The organism is Burkholderia cepacia (genome assembly GCF_001718835.1).
GTDB classification, from domain to species: Bacteria; Pseudomonadota; Gammaproteobacteria; order Burkholderiales; family Burkholderiaceae; genus Burkholderia; species Burkholderia cepacia_F.
In genome coordinates, this window is sequence record NZ_CP013443.1 from 709,496 (window position 1) to 728,457 (window position 18,962).

The 18,962-nt window shown below is 68.6% G+C and carries 18 protein-coding genes; 5 read left to right on the forward strand and 13 right to left on the reverse strand.

The window, feature by feature from the left end:
• Positions 1-5: 5 nt before the first annotated feature.
• On the reverse strand, positions 6-1,097 hold the full coding sequence (locus WT26_RS06640; protein WP_231130472.1) for an anhydro-N-acetylmuramic acid kinase: 1,092 nt from the start codon (positions 1,095-1,097) through the stop codon (positions 6-8).
• Positions 1,098-1,295: 198 nt separating this feature from the next.
• On the opposite strand from WT26_RS06640, the gene tyrS reads away from it, so the two are divergent.
• Genes tyrS through WT26_RS06655 form a run of 3 tightly spaced genes read left to right on the forward strand, consistent with a single transcriptional unit; the run spans position 1,296 to position 3,678 of the window.
• On the forward strand, positions 1,296-2,537 hold the full coding sequence (gene tyrS / locus WT26_RS06645; RefSeq protein ID WP_069272419.1) for a tyrosine--tRNA ligase: 1,242 nt from the start codon (positions 1,296-1,298) through the stop codon (positions 2,535-2,537).
• The gene (dtd, locus tag WT26_RS06650; RefSeq protein WP_069272420.1) at positions 2,534-2,992 is read left to right on the forward strand and encodes a D-aminoacyl-tRNA deacylase; all 459 of its coding nucleotides are present in this window, start codon (positions 2,534-2,536) and stop codon (positions 2,990-2,992) included. Before tyrS ends, dtd begins: the two co-directional genes overlap by 4 nt.
• Positions 2,993-3,015: 23 nt before the next feature.
• Positions 3,016-3,678: a histidine phosphatase family protein gene (locus WT26_RS06655; protein ID WP_069272421.1), complete on the forward strand. Its 663-nt coding sequence runs from the start codon at positions 3,016-3,018 to the stop codon at positions 3,676-3,678.
• 101 nt (positions 3,679-3,779) lie between these two features.
• Here WT26_RS06655 and WT26_RS06660 read toward each other — a convergent pair whose 3' ends face one another.
• The 9 genes from WT26_RS06660 to WT26_RS06700 all read right to left on the reverse strand — a co-directional run bounded on the left by WT26_RS06660 (position 3,780) and on the right by WT26_RS06700 (position 13,032).
• Positions 3,780-4,730: an oxygenase MpaB family protein gene (locus tag WT26_RS06660; protein WP_069272422.1), complete on the reverse strand. Its 951-nt coding sequence runs from the start codon at positions 4,728-4,730 to the stop codon at positions 3,780-3,782.
• A gap of 25 nt (positions 4,731-4,755) precedes the next feature.
• Positions 4,756-5,829 carry a Holliday junction branch migration DNA helicase RuvB gene (ruvB, locus tag WT26_RS06665; RefSeq protein WP_069272423.1) on the reverse strand — a complete coding sequence of 358 codons (1,074 nt, stop codon included), beginning with the start codon at positions 5,827-5,829 and terminating at the stop codon, positions 4,756-4,758.
• Positions 5,830-5,937: 108 nt separating this feature from the next.
• Entirely contained in the window at positions 5,938-6,519 is a 582-nt protein-coding gene (gene ruvA / locus WT26_RS06670) for a Holliday junction branch migration protein RuvA (RefSeq protein ID WP_021162490.1), read from the reverse strand.
• A gap of 134 nt (positions 6,520-6,653) precedes the next feature.
• Complete coding sequence (gene ruvC, locus WT26_RS06675) at positions 6,654-7,196, reverse strand: crossover junction endodeoxyribonuclease RuvC (protein ID WP_021162491.1); 543 nt, start codon at positions 7,194-7,196, stop codon at positions 6,654-6,656.
• Positions 7,197-7,347: 151 nt separating this feature from the next.
• Positions 7,348-8,913 (reverse strand): bifunctional phosphoribosylaminoimidazolecarboxamide formyltransferase/IMP cyclohydrolase, encoded by a 1,566-nt coding sequence (purH, locus tag WT26_RS06680; RefSeq protein WP_059528856.1) that lies wholly within the window; start codon positions 8,911-8,913, stop codon positions 7,348-7,350.
• Positions 8,914-8,957: 44 nt separating this feature from the next.
• Positions 8,958-9,191 carry a Fis family transcriptional regulator gene (locus tag WT26_RS06685; RefSeq protein ID WP_006476892.1) on the reverse strand — a complete coding sequence of 78 codons (234 nt, stop codon included), beginning with the start codon at positions 9,189-9,191 and terminating at the stop codon, positions 8,958-8,960.
• Positions 9,188-10,255 carry a tRNA dihydrouridine synthase DusB gene (gene dusB / locus WT26_RS06690; protein ID WP_069272424.1) on the reverse strand — a complete coding sequence of 356 codons (1,068 nt, stop codon included), beginning with the start codon at positions 10,253-10,255 and terminating at the stop codon, positions 9,188-9,190. The genes WT26_RS06685 and dusB overlap by 4 nt, the downstream gene beginning before the upstream one ends.
• 163 nt (positions 10,256-10,418) lie before the next feature.
• On the reverse strand, positions 10,419-11,606 hold the full coding sequence (locus WT26_RS06695; RefSeq protein WP_069272425.1) for a UbiH/UbiF/VisC/COQ6 family ubiquinone biosynthesis hydroxylase: 1,188 nt from the start codon (positions 11,604-11,606) through the stop codon (positions 10,419-10,421).
• 40 nt (positions 11,607-11,646) lie between these two features.
• A complete protein-coding gene (locus tag WT26_RS06700; RefSeq protein WP_069272426.1) occupies positions 11,647-13,032 on the reverse strand; it encodes an aminopeptidase P N-terminal domain-containing protein in 1,386 nt (461 codons plus the stop codon).
• Positions 13,033-13,216: 184 nt separating this feature from the next.
• Here WT26_RS06700 and WT26_RS06705 point away from each other — a divergent pair, with 184 nt between their 5' ends.
• Positions 13,217-13,828: a glutathione S-transferase family protein gene (locus tag WT26_RS06705; RefSeq protein WP_069273703.1), complete on the forward strand. Its 612-nt coding sequence runs from the start codon at positions 13,217-13,219 to the stop codon at positions 13,826-13,828.
• A 99-nt stretch (positions 13,829-13,927) separates the two neighbouring features.
• Here WT26_RS06705 and WT26_RS06710 read toward each other — a convergent pair whose 3' ends face one another.
• From WT26_RS06710 to WT26_RS06720, 3 genes are all read right to left on the reverse strand, one after another.
• On the reverse strand, positions 13,928-15,547 hold the full coding sequence (locus tag WT26_RS06710) for an FMN-binding glutamate synthase family protein (RefSeq protein WP_069272427.1): 1,620 nt from the start codon (positions 15,545-15,547) through the stop codon (positions 13,928-13,930).
• Positions 15,548-15,877: 330 nt separating this feature from the next.
• The gene (gene mnmA / locus WT26_RS06715; protein ID WP_069272428.1) at positions 15,878-17,035 is read right to left on the reverse strand and encodes a tRNA 2-thiouridine(34) synthase MnmA; all 1,158 of its coding nucleotides are present in this window, start codon (positions 17,033-17,035) and stop codon (positions 15,878-15,880) included.
• Positions 17,032-17,541 carry an NUDIX hydrolase gene (locus tag WT26_RS06720; RefSeq protein WP_059528880.1) on the reverse strand — a complete coding sequence of 170 codons (510 nt, stop codon included), beginning with the start codon at positions 17,539-17,541 and terminating at the stop codon, positions 17,032-17,034. Before WT26_RS06720 ends, mnmA begins: the two co-directional genes overlap by 4 nt.
• Positions 17,542-17,822: 281 nt before the next feature.
• Here WT26_RS06720 and WT26_RS06725 point away from each other — a divergent pair, with 281 nt between their 5' ends.
• Positions 17,823-18,962 (forward strand): Re/Si-specific NAD(P)(+) transhydrogenase subunit alpha, encoded by a 1,140-nt coding sequence (locus tag WT26_RS06725; protein WP_069272429.1) that lies wholly within the window; start codon positions 17,823-17,825, stop codon positions 18,960-18,962.

Sequence of the window (18,962 nt, forward strand, 5' to 3'; positions counted from 1 at the left end):
CCGCTTCAGCGCGGATAGAGCGCGCCGAGCACGCGGTTGCCGGCCGCACCGGTGACCGTCGCGAGATTGCCGGGCTGGCGCGCGGTGAAACGGTGCGCGAGCCACGCGAACGCGAGTGCCTCGACCTGCTGGGGCGGCACGCCGAGCGCGGCCGTCGTGTCGACTGCCGCACGCACGCCGCGGTCGCGTAGCGCGCTTGAAAGCGCATCGAGCAGCACCGGATTGCGTGCGCCGCCGCCGCACACATGGACGGCCGTGCAGTCGGGCGCATGCTGCGCGATCTCGTGCGCGATCGACACGGCCGTCAGCGCCGTGAGCGTGGCCTGCACATCCTCCGGCGCGAGCTGCGCGAATGCGGCCAGTTTCGCGTCGAGCCAGGCGGGATTGAACAGGTCGCGCCCGGTGCTTTTCGGCGGCGGTGCGGCGAAATAGGGCTCGTCGAGCAGCACGTCGAGCAGCGCTGCATGGACGGTGCCGCGCGCCGCGAACTTGCCGCCGTCGTCGTACGGCTTGCCGAGATGGCGGGTCGCCCATTCGTCGAGCAGCGCATTCGCGGGGCCGCAGTCGAAACCGCGCACGTCGCCGCCTTCGCCGGGCAGGATCGTGACGTTGCTGATCCCGCCGAGATTGCAGACCACGCGCGTCTCGCCCGGTGCGCCGAATACCGTTGCATGGAAGGCCGGCGCGAGCGGCGCCCCGTGGCCGCCTGCCGCGACGTCGCGGCTGCGGAAATCGGCGATCACGTCGACCTGGGTCAGCTCGGCGAGCAGGGCCGGGTTGTTGATCTGCCGCGTATAACCGCGCTCGGGGCGATGGCGCACGGTCTGGCCGTGCACGCCGATCGCGCGGATCTCGTCGCGCGACAGCCCGGCCGTGCGCTGCAACTCGTGGCAGCACACCGCATAGCGCGCGACCAGCGCGTTCGCGGCGAGCGATTCGCGGTCGATCTCGTCGTCGCCGGGCTGCTGCAGCGCGAACAGCGCGTCGCGCAGCGATTGCGCGAAGCCGACGAAGGCCTCGGCAAGCACGGCCGGCGGCTTGCCGGCCTCGAAACGCACGGCGACGCCATCGACGCCGTCCATGCTGGTTCCCGACATCAGCCCGAAGTAGATGCCGTCGGCCGGATGGCCGGATGATGGACGTCGCAGCGGCACGTGAACCCTCCTGGATCGTGCGGCGCGGGCCGGTGCCGCGCGCCTTGCGCCCGATTATCCGCGCAACGCGGCGCGCCGTTAAGCGACGGGCGCGCAAGTTATGGGAAAATCCCTGTTTTTGCGACATTCTTCCTGGCACCGATGAGCACCGAACCCAGTTCCAAGCCCGTTTTCCCGATCACCGACGAAGTCCGGCATGCGCTCGCCGTCACGAAGCGCGGCGTCGACGAACTGCTGATCGAGGAAGAGTTCGCGCAGAAGCTCGCGCGCAGCGCGGCCACGGGCACGCCGCTTCGCATCAAGCTCGGCCTCGACCCGACCGCACCCGACATCCACATCGGCCACACCGTCGTGCTGAACAAGATGCGTCAGCTGCAGGACCTCGGCCACACGGTGATTTTCCTGATCGGCGATTTCACGTCGCTGATCGGCGATCCGTCGGGCCGCAACGCGACGCGCCCGCCGCTCACGCGCGAGCAGATCGAGTCGAACGCGAAGACCTACTTCGAGCAGGCCGCGCTCGTGCTCGATCGCGCGAAGACCGAGATCCGCTACAACAGCGAATGGTCGATGCCGCTCGGCGCGGACGGGATGATCAAGCTCGCGTCGCGTTACACGGTTGCGCGGATTCTCGAACGCGAGGATTTCACGAAGCGCTTCCAGGGCGGCGTGCCGATCTCGATCCACGAATTCCTGTACCCGCTGATGCAGGGCTACGATTCGGTCGCGCTGAACGCCGATCTCGAACTGGGCGGCACCGACCAGAAGTTCAACCTGCTGGTCGGCCGCGAACTGCAGAAGCAGTATGGCCAGGAACAGCAGTGCATTCTCACGATGCCGCTGCTCGAAGGCCTCGACGGCGTCGAGAAGATGTCGAAGTCGAAGGGCAACTACGTCGGCATCAGCGAGAAGCCGACCGACATGTTCGGCAAGCTGATGAGCATCTCGGACACGCTGATGTGGCGGTACTTCGAACTGCTGTCGTTCCGCAGCCTCGACGAGATCGCCGGTTTCAAGCGCGAGGCCGAAGGCGGCCGCAACCCGCGCGACTTCAAGGTGCTGCTCGCGCAGGAGATCGTCGCGCGGTTCCACTCGCAGGCCGACGCCGAGCGTTCGCTCGAGGATTTCAACCACCGTGCGAAGGGCGGCGTGCCGGACGACATCCCGTCGGTCACGCTCGCGGGCGCACCGCTCGCGATCGGCCAGTTGCTGAAGCAGGCGGGCCTCGTGCCGTCGACGAGCGAAGCGCTGCGCAATATCGACCAGGGCGGCGTGAAGATCGATGGCGCGACCGTGTCGGACAAGGGCCTGAAGGTCGAAGCCGGCGAGTTCGTCGTCCAGGTCGGCAAGCGCCGCTTCGCGCGCGTCACGCTGACCGCATGATCGCGCTGATCCAGCGTGTGAAGCGCGCCGACGTGCGCGTCGGCGACCGCACGACGGGCGAGATCGGCGCGGGCCTGCTCGCGCTCGTCTGCGCGGAGCGCGGCGACACCGAGGCAGCGGCCGACAAGCTGCTCGCGAAAATGCTCGGCTACCGTGTGTTCAGCGACGCCGCCGGCAAGATGAACCTGCCGGTGTCGAACATCGACGGCGAGGGCCGCGCAGGCGGCCTGCTGCTCGTGTCGCAGTTCACGCTGGCGGCCGATACCAACAGCGGGCTGCGTCCGAGCTTCACACCGGCCGCGCCGCCCGACGAGGGCGCGCGGCTCTTCGACCATTTCGTCGCGGCCGCGCGCGCGCGCCATCCGGTCGTCGAGACGGGCGAGTTCGGCGCCGACATGCAGGTGTCGCTCGTCAACGACGGCCCCGTGACATTCTGGCTGCAAGTACGGCCCTGATTCTTCCCCGGAGACGCGCCGCGATGGCCACCACGCAGATTCTTTTCATCCGCCATGGCGAGACGGCCTGGAATCGCATCAAGCGCATCCAGGGCCATATCGACATCCCGCTGGCCGACACGGGGCTCGCGCAGGCGCAGCGGCTGGCCGTGCGTCTTGCGCGCGAAACGCGCGACGGCGCGCGGATCGACGCGGTCTATTCGAGCGACCTGATGCGCGCGCAACAGACCGCGCAGCCCTTCGCCGATGCGCTCGGCCTGCCGCTCGTGCTGCGCGCAGGCTTGCGCGAGCGTGCGTACGGCATCTTCCAGGGGCACGACAGTACCGAGATCGAGGCGCTGTTTCCGGACGCATACGCGGCGTGGCAGACGCGCGATCCGGGCTTCGCGCCGGAAGGCGGCGAGTCGCAGCGTGAGTTCTATCACCGCGTGCTGCACGCGCTCGAGCCGATCGTGGCCGCGCACCCGGGCGGACGGATCGCGTGTGTCGCGCACGGCGGCGTGCTCGACAGCGTGTACCGGTTTGCAAACGGCATCGAACTGTCGGCGCCGCGCAATTACCAACTGCTCAACACGAGCATCAACGTCGTCGATTACGTGGATGGTCGCGCACAGGTCGTGCAGTGGGCCGACGTGTCGCACCTGGACACCGCAAGCGACGACGACGGGTACCGCAAGGTGCTCTGAGCGCAGGCCGCGCCCGGTCGTTCGCGGCAGGCCGTGGCCGGCTGCGCGCGCAGCTCGTCACATGAATGCGACGGCGAATCGAACTATTTGGAAGGCGGCTGTCAGGCAGAGGGCTTGCCGCTTTGCGGCGCCGCGGTCGCGCGCCGCCGGGCGCGCCTCGATGCGCCATTGACGAGCGCCCAGCGCAGCACGGGTGCGACGACCCGTATGCCTGGCCGGACCACCGCGCGTCGCAGCGGCGCGAATGCCGATACGCCGAGCATGCGCTGCGCCCACGGCGGCAGCAGGTCGATTCCGGCATGCATCACGAGGGTTGCGGCGGGCCGCATCGCCGGCCGTGCGACCGGCACGTTCAGCAGGATGGACATCACGTCGAACGTACGCGGCCCGGCCTCGAGTTCGGGCTGCATGCGCGCGAGATACGCGGCCACCTCGGCACGCGAACGGGGCACGTCCTGCGCGCCGAGCATCTCGGCGATGCGCGCCGTTTCGGCGTAGTAACGATCCTGCAACTCGCCCGGCAGGGCCGGATTCACGTAGCGCAGATGCGCGGCGAGAAAACTCGACACTTCCGCGACGTGCACCCAGGTCAGCAACGCCGGATCGTCGGCGCGGTAGGGCCGTCCGTCGGGCGCGGTGCCGTGCACTTTCGCGTGAATCGCCTTCACGCGCTCGATCAGCGCGAGTGCGTCGGCGCGGCTGCCGAAGGTCGTACCGGTAATGAACGTGGCGGTGCGCCGCAAGCGACCCAGGATGTCGGTGCGAAACGACGAGTGATCCCAGACGCCCGCGAGGGCGAGCGGATGGAGCGCCTGCAGCAGCAGGGCGGCGATGCCGCCCGTCATCATCGACGTGAAGTCGGCATGCACGCGCCAGCAGACGGCGTCGGGGCCGAACAGCCCCGGGTCTCCGGGCGGCAACGAAAAGTCGAGTGACGGGCCGCTGCCCGTCGTCAGGTGCGTGACGCCGGCCACGAGCCGCTTGCGGATCGGCTCGGCCCAGCGCGGGTGCGGCACCGGCGCGCCGGGGGGAGGATTGGATGGCGTCGTCATCGCCGGTGTAGCGTCGGGCGGGCGGTCACTGCCCGTCGGACGCCTCCCATGCGCCGCGCGCCGGGTTGCCCGTATCCGGCGCGGCGAGCCCGAAGTGGCGATACGTGAGCAGCGTCGCGACGCGCCCGCGCGGGGTGCGCTGCAGGAAGCCCTGCTGGATCAGGTAGGGCTCGAGTACGTCCTCGATCGTATCGCGCTCTTCGCCGATCGCCGCCGCGAGGTTGTCGATACCGACCGGGCCGCCGTCGAACTTGTACAGGATCGCCTCGAGCAGCTTGCGGTCCATCAGGTCGAAGCCGACCGGATCGACGTCGAGCATCGCGAGCGCGGCATCGGCGACGGCCGCGGTGATCTGGCCGTCGGCCTTCACTTCCGCGAAGTCGCGCACGCGGCGCAGCAGCCGGTTCGCAATCCGCGGCGTGCCGCGCGAGCGCTTCGCGATTTCCAGCGCACCGTTCGGATCGATCTGCGCGTTCAGCAGCGATGCCGAGCGCCGCACGATGCGCGACAGTTGATCGGCGTCGTAGAACTCGAGGCGCGCGACGATCCCGAAACGGTCGCGCAGCGGATTGGTCAGCATCCCGGCGCGGGTGGTGGCGCCGACCAGCGTGAACGGCTGCAGGTCGAGCTTCACGCTGCGCGCGGCCGGGCCTTCGCCGATCATGATGTCGATCTGGTAATCCTCGAGCGCCGGATACAGGATTTCCTCGACGACCGGCGACAGCCGGTGGATTTCGTCGATGAACAGCACGTCGTTCGCCTCGAGGTTCGTCAGCAGCGCGGCGAGATCGCCCGCGCGCTCGAGCACGGGGCCCGACGTCTGGCGCAGGTTCACGCCCATCTCCCGCGCGATGATGTGCGCGAGCGTCGTCTTGCCGAGGCCTGGCGGCCCGAACAGCAGCACGTGGTCGAGCGGCTCGGAGCGGCGCTTGGCGGCTTCGATGAAGATCTCGAGCTGGCCGCGCACCTTTTCCTGGCCGACGTAGTCGTCGAGCTGGCGCGGCCGCAGCGCACGTTCGAACACCTCCTCGTGCGACGAGGCGGGCGTGGCGGCGATGATCCGCTGCTGCTCGGTGGCGAGTTTGTCGGTTTCAATCATGCGGCCATTGTACCGCGCGCCGCACTCCGGCCCACCTGGCCGAACGGCCGACTGGCGCGCGGTGCCGCGCCGCGCGACACTGGTTTCGACGGCCGGATTGAACGCGCGTTACGCCTTCGACAGCGCCTTCAGCGCGAGCTTGATGCCTTCGGATACACCGGTGCCGGCCGGCACGTTCTTGATCGCGGCCAGGCCTTCCTTTTCGGAATAGCCCAGCGCAAGCAGCGCGTTGAGGATGTCGGTTGCATGGTCGGACGGCGACGCGGCGCCGGCGAGCGCGCCGAGATCGGCGCCGAGCTTGCCCTTCAGTTCGAGCAGCAGGCGCTCGGCCGTCTTCTTGCCGATGCCGGGCAGGCGCGTGAGGCGTGCGGCGTCCTGCATCGTCACGGCCTGCGCGAGCTCCTGCACGCTCATGCCGGACAGCACGGCGAGCGCCATGCGCGCGCCGATGCCGGTGATCTTCAGCAGTTCGCGGAAGGTCGTGCGCTCCTGAGGCGTCAGGAAGCCGTACAGCAGGTGCGCGTCCTCGCGGACGATTTGCTGGGTGAGCAGCACGACGCGCTCGCCCGTTTGCGGCAGGTTGTAGAAGGTGCTCATCGGCACGTCGATTTCGTAGCCGACGCCGTTGCAGTCGACGAGCAGGTGAGGCGGGTTCTTTTCGAGCAGGATGCCGGCGATGCGACCGATCATGGAGGGCGGGATGCGAGGAATAAAGCGCGAGTGTAGCGCACGTGCGGCGGAAAACCGATGGGCCGGCCGTTCGGCCGGGGGTGCAGGAAGCAGGGCGCGCGGCAGGGCGATCGCCCGGTGCGCGCCGCCGGGCGTCAGCCGACCAGCCGCCCGCGCCGTACGCGCAGCCCTTTCTTCGCGAGCGCCGGCGCGAGGCCGCCGAGCGTGCTGAGCGTGTCGCCGCCGTGCGCGTGGCAGATCGCCATGCCGAGCGCGTCGGCCGCGTCGGAGCCCGGCTGTCCGGAGAGATTGAGCAGCCGCGTGACCATTTCCTGCATCTGCGTCTTGGTCGCGCGGCCGTAGCCGACCACGGCCTGCTTGAGCTGCAGCGCCGTGTATTCGGCGACGGGCAGGCCGCCCGCGACGAGGCCGCAGATCGCGGCGCCGCGCGCCTGGCCGAGCAGCAGCGTCGACTGCGGGTTCACGTTGACGAACACCTTTTCGATCGCGGCCTGGTCGGGTGCGTGCTCGCGCACGATGGTCGAGACGCCCTGGAAGATCGTGCCGAGCCGGGTGGCCAGGTCGGCGGTCGGCGTGCGGATCACACCGCTCGCGACATAGGCGAGCCGGTGGCCGCTGACGTCGATGATGCCGAAACCGGTGACGCGCAGGCCGGGGTCGATGCCGAGAATTCGCATGAGTGAGGAGAAAAACCTGATGCAGCGATACTACAACGAATGGTGGGCGGCACCGGCCGCACGGTTGCGTGCGCCGGCGCGGCGCAATAAAAAACCCGGCGGGTGCAATGCCGCCGGGTCGTCGTGCCGCGGCCGTGCGGGCCGCAAGCGATCAGTGACGGAAGTGACGCACGCCCGTCAGGATCATCGCGATGCCGTGCTCGTCGGCTGCGGCGATCACTTCGTCGTCGCGCATCGAGCCGCCCGGCTGGATCACGCAGGTCGCGCCGGCCGCCACGACGACGTCGAGGCCGTCGCGGAACGGGAAGAACGCATCCGACGCGACGGCCGAACCGGCCAGCGTCAGGCCCGCGTTCTGCGCCTTGATGCTTGCGATGCGCGCGGAATCGACGCGGCTCATCTGGCCCGCACCGACGCCGAGCGTCATGCCGTTGCCGCAGAACACGATCGCATTCGACTTCACGTACTTCGCGACGCGCCACGCGAACAGCAGGTCGTCCATTTCCTTCGCGGTCGGCTGGCGCTTCGTGACGACGCGCAGCTCGCTCGGCTGCACGTTCTTCGAATCGAGCGACTGCACGAGCAGGCCGCCGCCCACGCGCTTCAGGTCGAATGCGTTGTGGCCGTCGCCCAGCGCGATCTCGAGCAGGCGCACGTTCTGCTTCGCGGCGAACACCTGCTTCGCGGCGTCCGTGAACGACGGCGCGATCAGCACTTCGACGAACTGCTTGGCCACCGCCTGCGCGGCCGCTTCGTCGACTTCGCGGTTGAACGCGATGATGCCGCCGAAGGCCGACGTCGGATCCGTCTGGAACGCCTTCGCGTACGCGTCGGCCGAATCGTTGCCGACCGCGACGCCGCACGGGTTCGCATGCTTGATGATCACGCAGGCGGGCGCGTCGAACGTCTTCACGCATTCCCATGCCGCGTCGGAATCCGCGATGTTGTTGTACGACAGTTCCTTGCCCTGCAGCTGGCGGTAGTTCGCCAGCGCGCCGGCCGGCGTCGCGAGGTCACGGTAGAACGCGGCGCTCTGGTGCGGGTTCTCGCCGTAGCGCAGGTCCTGCACCTTGTCGAACGCCATGTTCAGCGTCGCCGGGTACGCGCTGCGCGAGGCGTGCTTCAGCTCGTCGGTCAGGCTCGTCAGGTAGTTCGTGATCGCGCCGTCGTATTGCGCGGTGTGCGCGAACACCTTCGTCGCGAGGCGGAAGTTGGTCGCGTAGCCCACCGCGTTGCCGTTCGCCTTCATTTCGTCGAGCACGACCGCGTAGTCGGCCGGATCGACGACGACGGTCACGTCGCGATGGTTCTTCGCGGCCGAGCGCAGCATCGTCGGGCCGCCGATGTCGATGTTCTCGATCGCGTCGGCGAGCGTGCAGTCGTCCTTCGCGATCGTCGCGACGAACGGATACAGGTTCACGACGAGCAGGTCGATCGTCGGGATGCCGTGCTGTTCCAGCGCCTGCATGTGCTCGGGCAGGTCGCGGCGGGCGAGGATGCCGCCGTGCACCTTCGGGTGGAGCGTCTTCACGCGCCCATCGAGCATTTCCGGGAAGCCCGTGTAATCGGCCACTTCGGTGACGGGCAGGCCGGCGTCGGCGAGGAGTTTCGCGGTGCCGCCCGTCGACAGCAGCTTGACGCCGAGGTCGGACAGCGACTTCGCGAAGTCGACGATGCCGGTCTTGTCGGAAACGGAAATGAGCGCTTGCTTGATCATGATGGAACCACCAATAGCCAGGGAAACGGGGACGGGACGGCCGCCTACAGCAGGCCGTGCTGCTGCAGCTTCTTGCGCAGCGTATTGCGATTGATGCCGAGGTACTCCGCGGCGAGCGACTGGTTGCCGCCTGCCTGTACGAGCACGACCTCGAGCATCGGCTTTTCGACGCAGGACATCACCATTTCATAGACGTCGTGCGGATTGGAGCCGTCTAGATCCCGGAAATACACGTCCAGGCTCTCGCGGACACATTGTTCGATGTTGTGCTTGCTCATGCTGCTAACTGGTTATGGTCGTCCGACTCGCCCTGGCCGTTTTCCTCTTCGTCGTCGACGTAGACGAGGTGGTCCGACAGCGCCTTTTGCGCCTCGAAGAATGCGTTGACGGCGGCGAGCTGCTCGCGGGTGGAATCGAGCGTGTTCATCCTGTGCCGGAACCCGTTGGCACCGGAAAGGCCGCGAGTGTACCAGCCGATGTGCTTGCGCGCAGTACGGACTCCCGTGAATTCACCGTAGAAGGCGTAGTGGTCTTCCAGGTGTTCGTTCATCACGTGCTGGATCTCGTCGATCCGCGGCGGGGGCAGCAGCTCGCCGGTTTGCAGGAAATGGTCGATTTCGCGGAACAGCCAGGGCCGACCTTGCGCGGCACGACCGATCATCAGGGCATCGGCGCCGGTTGCGTCGAGCACGGCCTTCGCCTTCGCGGGCGACGTGATGTCGCCGTTCGCGACCACCGGAATCCGCACCGCCGCCTTCACGGCCGCGATGGTGTCGTATTCGGCGTCGCCGCGGTACAGGTCGGCGCGCGTGCGGCCGTGCACGGTGAGCATCGAAATGCCGGCGGCTTCGGCCAGGCGCGCGACCGTGCTCGCGTTCTTGTGCTCGCGATCCCAGCCCGTGCGGATCTTCAGCGTGACGGGCACCGCATCGGGCCCCGTGCCGACCGCCGCGACGACCGCCTCGACGATGCGCTGCACGAGCGGCTCGTTCTGCAGCAGCGCGGAGCCGGCGGCGACGTTGCAGACCTTCTTCGCCGGGCAGCCCATGTTGATGTCGATGATCTGCGCGCCGTTGTCGACGTTGTAGCGGGCCGCTTCGGCCATCATCGCCGGATCGGCGCCCGCGATCTGGACCGCGATCGGCTCCACTTCGCCTTCGTGGTTCGCGCGCCGCATCGTCTTCGCGCTTTTCCACAGCTGCGCGTTGGACGCGACCATCTCGGACACGGCGTAACCGGCCCCCATCCGCTTGCAGAGCTGGCGGAACGGACGATCCGTCACGCCGGCCATCGGGGCGACGAACAGGTTGTTACGCAAAACGTGAGGGCCGATAACGGGCATCGCAATGGCGCCGCCCGCGACGGGCGCGGGCAGGAAAAGGGCAGACGGAAACGCGCATTTTACCGTATTCCCATGCCCCGCCGATTTGACCCGGTTTGTCCGGCGCGCTGCGCGTGGCGCGCATCGGACACCGCGCGGTGCGGCGGGGGCAGCGGCGCGCGCGTCAGCGGCGCTGGCCGAACATCATCTGGCGCGCGATCACCTTCTTGAGCGGCGGCACGAACTCGAGCGCGGTGAGCGCGGCGCCGCGCAGCAGCGGGAGCGGGCCCGAGTCGATCGTGAACAGGCGTGCCAGCGTGTCGGTCGCGCCGATCGTGAAGCGCCGGTCGAGTGCGCGGCGCGCGTTGAAGGTGGCGAGCGCGGTCGCTTCGAAGCCTTGCGTGGACAGCGTGTCGACGAGCGTATGCGCATCGCGCAGCCCGAGGTTGAGCCCCTGGCCCGCGACGGGGTGCAGGGTTTGCGCGGCGTTGCCGACGATCGCGACGCGGCCGTTGACGAGCGTCTGCGCGGCGCTCAGGCCGAGCGGGAACGACGCGCGGCCCGCGATCGCGACGAAGTCGCCCATGCGTTCGCCGAACGCGCTGCCGAGCTCGCGCAGGAACGCGTCGTCGGGCAGTGCGGCGCGTCGCGCCGCTTCGCCGGGCGTGCAGCACCACACGAGCGCGTATTCGGCCTGGCGCGGCCCGCCGAGCGGCAGCAGCGCGAGCGGGCCTTCGTGCGTGAAGCGTTCCCATGCGACGTTCGGGCGCGGCGCCGATACCGTGACCGTGCCGACGAGCGCGGTCTGGCCGTAGTCGCGGCGATGCTTGCCGGTATCGGCCCGCTGTTCGTGGAACAGCCCGCCTTCGGCGTTGATGACGATGCGTGCGCGCAGCGTGCGCTCGCCTTGCGGGCCGTCGAGCGTCAGCGTGACGCCGTCGGCATCCTGCTGCGGCGCGCGCGCGGTGGTCGACGTGAGCCAGTCGACGCGGGTGCCGCGCACGGCGCCCGCGAGCGCCTGCACGAGCGAGCCGAAGCGCACGACATAACCGAGCGCGGCGACGTCGTGTTCGTCGCGGTCGATCAGCGTGCGGCCGAAATGGCCGCGCTGCGATACGTGGATGTGTTCGATCGGCGTCGCGTCGGCGGGCCACGCGAGCGTGTCGAGCAGCACGCGGCTGCCGTGCGACACGGCGATCGCGCGCGGATCGTTCGCGCTTGCGGCCGGTTCACGCGCATCGATCAGCGCGATCGATGCGTGCTGCGTGGCGCTGCGGCGCGCGAGCCAGCCGGCGAGCGCGAGCCCGACTGGGCCTGCGCCGACGATGGCGAGATCGTAGTCCGGCGTGGCCGGGGAGGAGGCGGTCGTCATCTTGATTCGTGAAACGGAGGTAACGGTCGGCGGCAGCCGGTCATGCGAGTGCGCGCATCAGCGCTTCGATCTCGTCCGCCGCGACGGGCACGCCGCGGGTGATCAGCTCGCAGCCCTGCTCGCGCACGATCGCGTCGTCCTCGATGCGGATGCCGATGTTCCAGTACTCGGGCGGCACGTCGTCGGCCGCGCGCACATACAGGCCGGGTTCGACCGTCAGCGTCATGCCGGCCTTCAGCGTGCGCCAGGGCAGCGCGCCGTTGCCGTCGCGCTCGGCGAGCCGCTCGCGGTAGTCGCCGCAATCGTGCACGTCCATGCCGATCCAGTGGCCGGTGCGGTGCATGTAGAAGCGCGTGTACGCACGCTCGGCGACGACGTCGTCGACGTTCGAGAAGCGCGTTTTCGGGATGATGCCGGTGTCGAGCAGCCCCTGCGCGAGCACGCGCACGGCAGCGTCGTGCGGCGCTTCGAACGGCACGCCGGCGCGCGTCGCGTCGATGGCGGCCTGCTGGGCGGCGAGCACGATGTCGTACAGCGTGCGCTGCGCGGGCGAGAAGCGCCCGTTGGCCGGGAACGTGCGGGTGATGTCCGACGCGTAGCCGTCGAGTTCGCACGCGGCGTCGATCAGGATCAGGTCGCCGTCCTTCGCGCTTGCGTTGCCGGCCGGGTAGTGCAGCACGCATGCGTTCGCGCCGGCCGCGACGATCGAGCCGTACGCGGGCGACTGCGCGCCGTGCTTGCGGAACACGTACAGCAGCTCGGCCTCGAGCTCGTATTCGCGGATGCCGGGGCGGCACGCCTGCATCGCGCGGCGGTGCGCGAGCGCGGAGATGTGCGCGGCGCGCATCATGATCGCGAGTTCGTGCTCGTCCTTCACGAGCCGCATGTCGTCGAGGAGCGGCGTGAGGTCGAGCATCGCGTCCGGTGCGGCGACGCCCGTGCGCGCCAGCGCACGCACCGCGTCGATCCAGCCCGCGAGCCGGCGGTCGAAGTCGGCCGATGCGCCGAACCGGTAATGCACGGTGCCGGAGTCGGCGAGCAGGCGCGGCATCTCGGTATCGATCACGTCGACCGCGAAGGCCGCGTCGAAGCCGAACGCATCGCGCGCGGCCTCGGGCCCGTAATGGAAGCCTTCCCAGATCTCGCGGTCGGCATTCTTGCCGCGGCAGAACAGGATCGACTCCGGCGCGCCGTGCGGTGCGGCCGCGTTCAGCACGAGCACCGCATCCGGCTCGGTGAAGCCCGTCAGGTAATGGAAGTAGCTGTCGTACCGGTACGGGTAGGCCGTATCGCGGTTGCGCAGCAGTTCCGGCGCGGTGGGGACGATGGCGACGCCGCCGCCGGCGGCACGCAGTGCGGCAAGCACGCGTTCACGGCGCTGGCGGTAGACGTCGACGGCGATGGCGGTATCGAGGGGCGCGTTCATTCGTGCGATTGTAGCGCCGCGTGACGCCGCGCGTGAGAGGGCGTGGGAAGGGGGCCGCAACGGCGCCGGCGCGGTTGTTGCAAACCATCCACAGGCCGGCCGGGCGATTTTCTGTCGGGCGACGCCGGCCGGTTATGATCGGCGACAACGTATACTCTCGGCGGTTCCCTTAAAAAGGCAGATGATGAAATTAATCGGTTCGCTCAGCAGCCCGTACGTCCGCAAGGCGCGGATCGTGCTGGCTGAAAAGAAGATCGACTACAAGCTGGAGCTCGAGAACGTGTGGGCGCCGGAGACGGATATTCATGCTTCGAATCCGCTCGGCAAGGTCCCGTGCCTCGTGATGGAGGATGGTGCCGCGGTGTTCGATTCCCGCGTGATCTGCGAATACGTCGACACGCTGTCGCCGGTCGGCAAGCTGATTCCGCCGTCCGGGCGCGAACGTGTCGAAGTGCGCTGCTGGGAAGCGCTGGGCGACGGCGTGCTCGACGCGTCGGTCGCGATCCGCATCGAAAACGTGCAGCGCGATGCGCATCAGCGCAGCGCGAGCTGGATCGCACGCCAGCAGCGCAAGATCGACGACGCGCTCGTCGCGATGTCGCAAGGGCTCGGCGGCAAGACGTGGTGCGTCGGTAATCATTACACGCTTGCCGACATCGCACTCGGCTGCGCGCTCGGTTATCTCGACTTCCGGATGCCCGAGCTCAACTGGCGCGACCGCCACCCGAACCTCGACAAGCACTTCGTGAAGCTGCTGCAGCGCCAGTCGTTCATCGATACGGTGCCGCAGGGCTGAGTCGGGGCTGAATCGGCAGGCGCCGTTGCCGTCCGCACATTCCGCAGAAGAAAAAACGCGCCCCGAGGCGCGTTTTTTCTTGCCGGGCGGCCGGCGCCGTCACTCGATCGACGCGTACACGGCATCGCCCAGCGTGAACGAATCGCTGCGCGAAATCGGCCACCATTTGTCGTACAGCGTAAAGCCGCAGGTGTTGCCGTCGAGCAGCGCGCCGGGCTTCAGGTACTTCAGCAGCTGCGACATCAGCCGGACCTCGTGCGGCGCGATGCGCTGCACGATGTGATGCGCGCGCAGCTCCGACGGATGCGCGAGGCCGGCCGCCTGCACGAGCTCCTGCAGCGCGTGCAGCGTGTTGCGGTGGAAGTTGTACACGCGGTCGGCCTTGTCGGGCACGACGAGCGCGCGCTGGCGCACCGGGTCCTGCGTCGCGACGCCGGTCGGGCAGCGGCCCGTGTGGCAGGTCTGCGCCTGGATGCAGCCGACCGCGAACATGAAGCCGCGCGCCGAGTTCACCCAGTCCGCGCCGATCGCGAGCGTGCGGGCGACGTCGAACGCGGTGATGATCTTGCCGCTCGCGCCGATCTTCACGCGGTCGCGCACGCCGATCCCGACGAGCGTGTTGTGCACCAGCAGCAACCCTTCCTGCAGCGGCACGCCGACGTGGTCGGTGAACTCGAGCGGCGCCGCGCCCGTGCCGCCTTCCGCGCCGTCGACGACGATGAAGTCCGGCACGATGCCGGTCTCGAGCATCGCCTTCGCGATCCCGAAGAATTCCCACGGATGGCCGACGCACAGCTTGAAGCCGGTCGGCTTGCCGCCCGACAGCGTGCGCAGCCGTTCGACGAATTCGAGCAGCCCGCGCGGGGTCGAGAATTCCGAGTGCGTCGCGGGCGAGATGCAGTCCTTGCCCATCGGCACGCCGCGCGTCTCGGCGATTTCCGGCGTGATCTTCGCGGCCGGCAGCACGCCGCCGTGGCCGGGCTTCGCGCCCTGCGACAGCTTGACCTCGATCATCTTGACCTGCGGATCGGCGGCCTGCTTCGCGAACTTGTCGAGGTTGAAGGTGCCGTCGTCGTTGCGGCAGCCGAAGTAGCCGGACGCGATTTCCCAGATGATGTCGCCGCCGTTCTCGCGGTGGTACTTCGACAGCGAGCCTTCGCCCGTGTCGTGCGCGAAACCGCCTTTCTTCGCGCCGAGGTTCAGCGAGCGGATCGCGTTCGCGGACAGCGAGCCGAAGCTCATCGCCGAGATGTTGAAGATCGAAATGTCGTACGGTTGCGCGCGATTCGCGCCGACGCGGACGCGGAAATCGTGGTTCGGCAGCTTCGTCGGCGCGAGCGAGTGGCTGATCCATTCGTGCGCGACGGCCTTCACGTTCAGCTCGGTGCCGTACGGGCGGTTGTCGGCGACGTTCTTCGCGCGCTGGTAGACGAGGCTGCGCTGCGCGCGCGAGAACGGTTTCTCGTCGGTGTCGTCCTCGACGAAATACTGGCGGATTTCAGGTCGGATGAATTCGAACAGGAAGCGGAAGTGGCCCCAGAGCGGGTAGTTGCGCAGGATCGCGTGGCGGTCCTGCTTCAGGTCGTACAGGCCGAGCGCGACGAGGGCGGCGGGAATCAGGATCCACAGCCACGCGATCGCGTGCCGCGCGGCGAGCGCCGCGACGGCCACGAACAGCAGGACCGCGCACCACATCGCGAGATAGCGTCGGGAAAACATGGGGACTCCCTATACATTTTCTGGATCGCCGCGATGCGCGATGCAGCGGCGCGGCGGCGGGCGCAACAGCCGGCGGCCGCCTGTGCCGGGTGCGCGGCGACATCCGTCTCGCGGGGCCGCGCATGCGCGCTGCGACCGGCGCCGATGCTGGGCGAGAGTCTACTACGGGAACCGGCAGGCCTGCGCTGACGCGCCGGCAGGGCCGGGCGGCATTTTCCCGAACTCGACGCGGCGCGCGAGCGCTACGACGGCGCGTTGCGCCGCACGGCCTGACGGACGGCGGCGCGGCGCGGTTCGGGAGGGAGGATCGGGAACGGGCCGGCAGGCCGCTCAGCGTGTTTCGGCGAGCGCCAGCGCGCCGGCCTCCGCGGGCGCCCCATGGCCGGGCTGGCCCGGCTGGCCGGTCGCCGCGAATTCGATGATGCCGCCGCCGAGACAGATCTCGCCGTCGTACAGTACGGCCGACTGGCCGGGCGTGACGGCCCACTGCGCGTCGTCGAACGTCAGCGAGAAGCGCTCGCCGCCGGCCCGTGCGAACGAGCAGGCCGCGTCGGCCTGCCGGTAGCGCGTCTTCGCGCCGCACGCGAAGCCCTCGGCCGGCGGCGCGCCGGCGACCCAGCTCACGTTGCCGGCAACCAGCTCGCGCGACAGCAGCCACGGATGATCGTGGCCCTGCACGACGTACAGCGTGTTCGACGCGATGTCCTTCGCGGCGACGAACCACGGTTCGCCGCTGCCGCTCTTGCTGCCGCCGAGGCCGATGCCCTTGCGCTGGCCGAACGTATAGAACGCGAGGCCGATGTGCTCGCCGACGACCTTGCCGTCCGGCGTCTTCATCGGGCCGGGTTTCGTCGGCAGATAGCGGTTCAGGAAATCGCGGAACGGCCGTTCGCCGATGAAGCAGATGCCGGTCGAATCCTTCTTCTTCGCGTTCGGCAGCCCGATCTGCGCGGCGATCTCGCGCACCTTCGTCTTCGGGATCTCGCCGAGCGGGAACATCGTCTTCGACAGTTGCGCCTGGTTCAGCCGGTGCAGGAAGTACGACTGGTCTTTCGTATGATCGAAGGCCTTCAGCAGCTCGAAACGCCCGTCGCGTTCGCGCACGCGCGCATAGTGGCCCGTCGCGATCATTTCCGCGTCGAGCGACATCGCGTGGTCGAGGAACGCCTTGAACTTGATTTCGGCGTTGCACAGCACGTCGGGGTTCGGCGTGCGGCCGGCCGAGTATTCGCGCAGGAACTCGGCGAACACGCGATCCTTGTATTCGGCCGCGAAGTTGACCGCTTCCACGTCGATGCCGATCAGGTCGGCCACCGACACGACGTCGATCCAGTCCTGGCGCGTCGAGCAGTATTCGCCGTCGTCGTCGTCTTCCCAGTTCTTCATGAACAGGCCGACCACGTCGTAACCCTGTTCCTTCAGCAGCCACGCGGTCACCGACGAATCGACGCCGCCCGACATGCCCACCACTACACGGCGCTTGCTCATTTGTTGACCGCCTGACGTTCGAATGCTTCGGGGCGCGGCGCGACCGAATGCGTATGCACGAAATCGAGCGGAATGCGTCGCCCGGCGAGGTAATCGTCGACGCAGCGCATCACCGCGGGCGAGCGATGGCGCGCGCTGCACGCGCGCAGTTCGTCGGCGGTCATCCACAGCGTGCGGACGATGCCGTCGTCGAGCGCGTGGCCCGCGATCGGCTCGCCGGCCGTGCCGCAGAACGTGAAGCGCAGGTAGGTCGCGCCGGCCGTGCCGGGACGGTCGTAGTGCGCGAGATAGACGCCGACGAGCGCGTCGGGCGTGAACGGGTGCGCGGTTTCCTCGAGCGTCTCTCGGATCACGGCGTCGGCCAGCGTTTCGCCGGCTTCGAGATGGCCTGCCGGCTGGTTGATGCGCAGGCCCGACGAGGTTTCTTCCTCGATCACGAGAAAGCGGCCGGCGTGCTCGACGAGCGCCGCGACCGTCACATGCGGGGTCCAGATTTCGGGTTTCATGGTTCGGCATTTTACCGGTTGCGCCCGGACACTGCCGGGCATGCAGCGATGGATGTTCCGACCCCGAAAGATCATCGACGCGGGCGGCGCGCGTCTGTCAAGTGCTGCAATGCAACAGCGCCGCACGATCGTGCGGAAACTGCTGGCGCGCCCCCCGCTTTCGGTTAAAGTGCACCGTGATAGCCGTTGCTCGTGAGCCGGTATGCAAGCCTGTCCGGCTCGCCGTCGCAGTAAGAATCGAATTGAAGAATTAATTACTGTAATGACTGGAGGAATCGACGATGCATATTGGCGTGCCTGCCGAAACGCGGGCGAACGAGGCGCGGGTGGCCGCGACGCCGGAAACCGTGAAGAAATACGCGGCGGCCGGCCACCGCGTGAGCGTGGCGAAGGGCGCGGGCGTCGCGGCCAGTTATCCCGACGAAGCCTATGCGGCCGCCGGTGCCGAACTGACCGGCCAGTCGGCCGCGTTCGACGTCGACATCGTGCTGAAGGTCCAGGCGCCCACCGACGCCGAGCTGCCGTCGCTCAAGCGCGGCGCCGTGCTGGCCGGCATGCTCGATCCGTTCAACGGCGAGCAGGCGGCGAAGCTCGCCGCGGCCGGCGTGACGGGCTTCGCGCTCGAAGCCGCGCCGCGCACGACGCGCGCGCAGGGGCTCGACGTGCTGTCGTCGCAGGCGAACATCGCGGGCTACAAGGCCGTGCTGGTTGCCGCGGCGCTGTATCCGCGCTTCTTTCCGATGCTGATGACGGCCGCGGGCACCGTGAAGGCCGCGCGCGTGCTGATCCTCGGCGCGGGCGTCGCGGGCCTGCAGGCGATCGCGACCGCGAAGCGCCTCGGCGCGGTGATCGAGGCGTCCGACGTACGGCCGGCCGTGAAGGAGCAGATCGAGTCGCTCGGCGCGAAATTCCTCGACGTCCCGTTCGAAACCGACGAGGAGCGCGACGCTGCGCAGGGCGTGGGCGGTTATGCGCGCCCGATGCCGCCGTCGTGGCTCGGCCGCCAGGCCGCGCTCGTGCACGAGCGCGCGAAGCAGGCCGACATCGTGATCACCACCGCGCTGATTCCCGGGCGCCCGGCGCCGACCTTGATCTCGGTCGAAACCGTGCAGTCGATGAAGCCGGGCTCGGTGCTCGTCGATCTCGCGGCCGGCCGCGGCCCCGAATTCGACGGCCGCAAGAGCGGCAACTGCCCGCTGACGGTCGCCGACCAGGTGATCGCGCACCACGGCGTGACGATCGCCGGCTATACGAATCTCGCGTCGATGGTCGCCTCGGACGCGTCGGCGCTGTATGCGCGCAACCTGCTCGACTTCCTGAAGCTGATCGTCACGAAGGAGGGCACGCTGAACATCGACCTGGCCGACGACATCGTCGCCGCGACGCTCCTGTGCCGCGACGGCGAAGTCACGCGCACATGA

What these genes read in the sequence shown, in the direction of transcription:
- WT26_RS06695 (WP_069272425.1), bottom strand. Translation starts at nt 11,606, where the DNA reads ATGACGACCGCCTCCTCCCCGGCCACGCCGGACTACGATCTCGCCATC.
- WT26_RS06640 (WP_231130472.1), bottom strand. Translation starts at nt 1,097, where the DNA reads ATGTCGGGAACCAGCATGGACGGCGTCGATGGCGTCGCCGTGCGTTTC.
- WT26_RS06655 (WP_069272421.1), top strand. Translation starts at nt 3,016, where the DNA reads ATGGCCACCACGCAGATTCTTTTCATCCGCCATGGCGAGACGGCCTGG.
- WT26_RS06685 (WP_006476892.1), bottom strand. Translation starts at nt 9,191, where the DNA reads ATGAGCAAGCACAACATCGAACAATGTGTCCGCGAGAGCCTGGACGTG.
- ruvA (WP_021162490.1), bottom strand. Translation starts at nt 6,519, where the DNA reads ATGATCGGTCGCATCGCCGGCATCCTGCTCGAAAAGAACCCGCCTCAC.
- WT26_RS06720 (WP_059528880.1), bottom strand. Translation starts at nt 17,541, where the DNA reads ATGAAACCCGAAATCTGGACCCCGCATGTGACGGTCGCGGCGCTCGTC.
- purH (WP_059528856.1), bottom strand. Translation starts at nt 8,913, where the DNA reads ATGATCAAGCAAGCGCTCATTTCCGTTTCCGACAAGACCGGCATCGTC.
- tyrS (WP_069272419.1), top strand. Translation starts at nt 1,296, where the DNA reads ATGAGCACCGAACCCAGTTCCAAGCCCGTTTTCCCGATCACCGACGAA.
- WT26_RS06700 (WP_069272426.1), bottom strand. Translation starts at nt 13,032, where the DNA reads ATGAACGCGCCCCTCGATACCGCCATCGCCGTCGACGTCTACCGCCAG.
- dtd (WP_069272420.1), top strand. Translation starts at nt 2,534, where the DNA reads ATGATCGCGCTGATCCAGCGTGTGAAGCGCGCCGACGTGCGCGTCGGC.
- ruvC (WP_021162491.1), bottom strand. Translation starts at nt 7,196, where the DNA reads ATGCGAATTCTCGGCATCGACCCCGGCCTGCGCGTCACCGGTTTCGGC.
- mnmA (WP_069272428.1), bottom strand. Translation starts at nt 17,035, where the DNA reads ATGAGCAAGCGCCGTGTAGTGGTGGGCATGTCGGGCGGCGTCGATTCG.
- WT26_RS06660 (WP_069272422.1), bottom strand. Translation starts at nt 4,730, where the DNA reads ATGACGACGCCATCCAATCCTCCCCCCGGCGCGCCGGTGCCGCACCCG.
- WT26_RS06705 (WP_069273703.1), top strand. Translation starts at nt 13,217, where the DNA reads ATGAAATTAATCGGTTCGCTCAGCAGCCCGTACGTCCGCAAGGCGCGG.
- ruvB (WP_069272423.1), bottom strand. Translation starts at nt 5,829, where the DNA reads ATGATTGAAACCGACAAACTCGCCACCGAGCAGCAGCGGATCATCGCC.
- dusB (WP_069272424.1), bottom strand. Translation starts at nt 10,255, where the DNA reads ATGCCCGTTATCGGCCCTCACGTTTTGCGTAACAACCTGTTCGTCGCC.
- WT26_RS06710 (WP_069272427.1), bottom strand. Translation starts at nt 15,547, where the DNA reads ATGTTTTCCCGACGCTATCTCGCGATGTGGTGCGCGGTCCTGCTGTTC.
- WT26_RS06725 (WP_069272429.1), top strand. Translation starts at nt 17,823, where the DNA reads ATGCATATTGGCGTGCCTGCCGAAACGCGGGCGAACGAGGCGCGGGTG.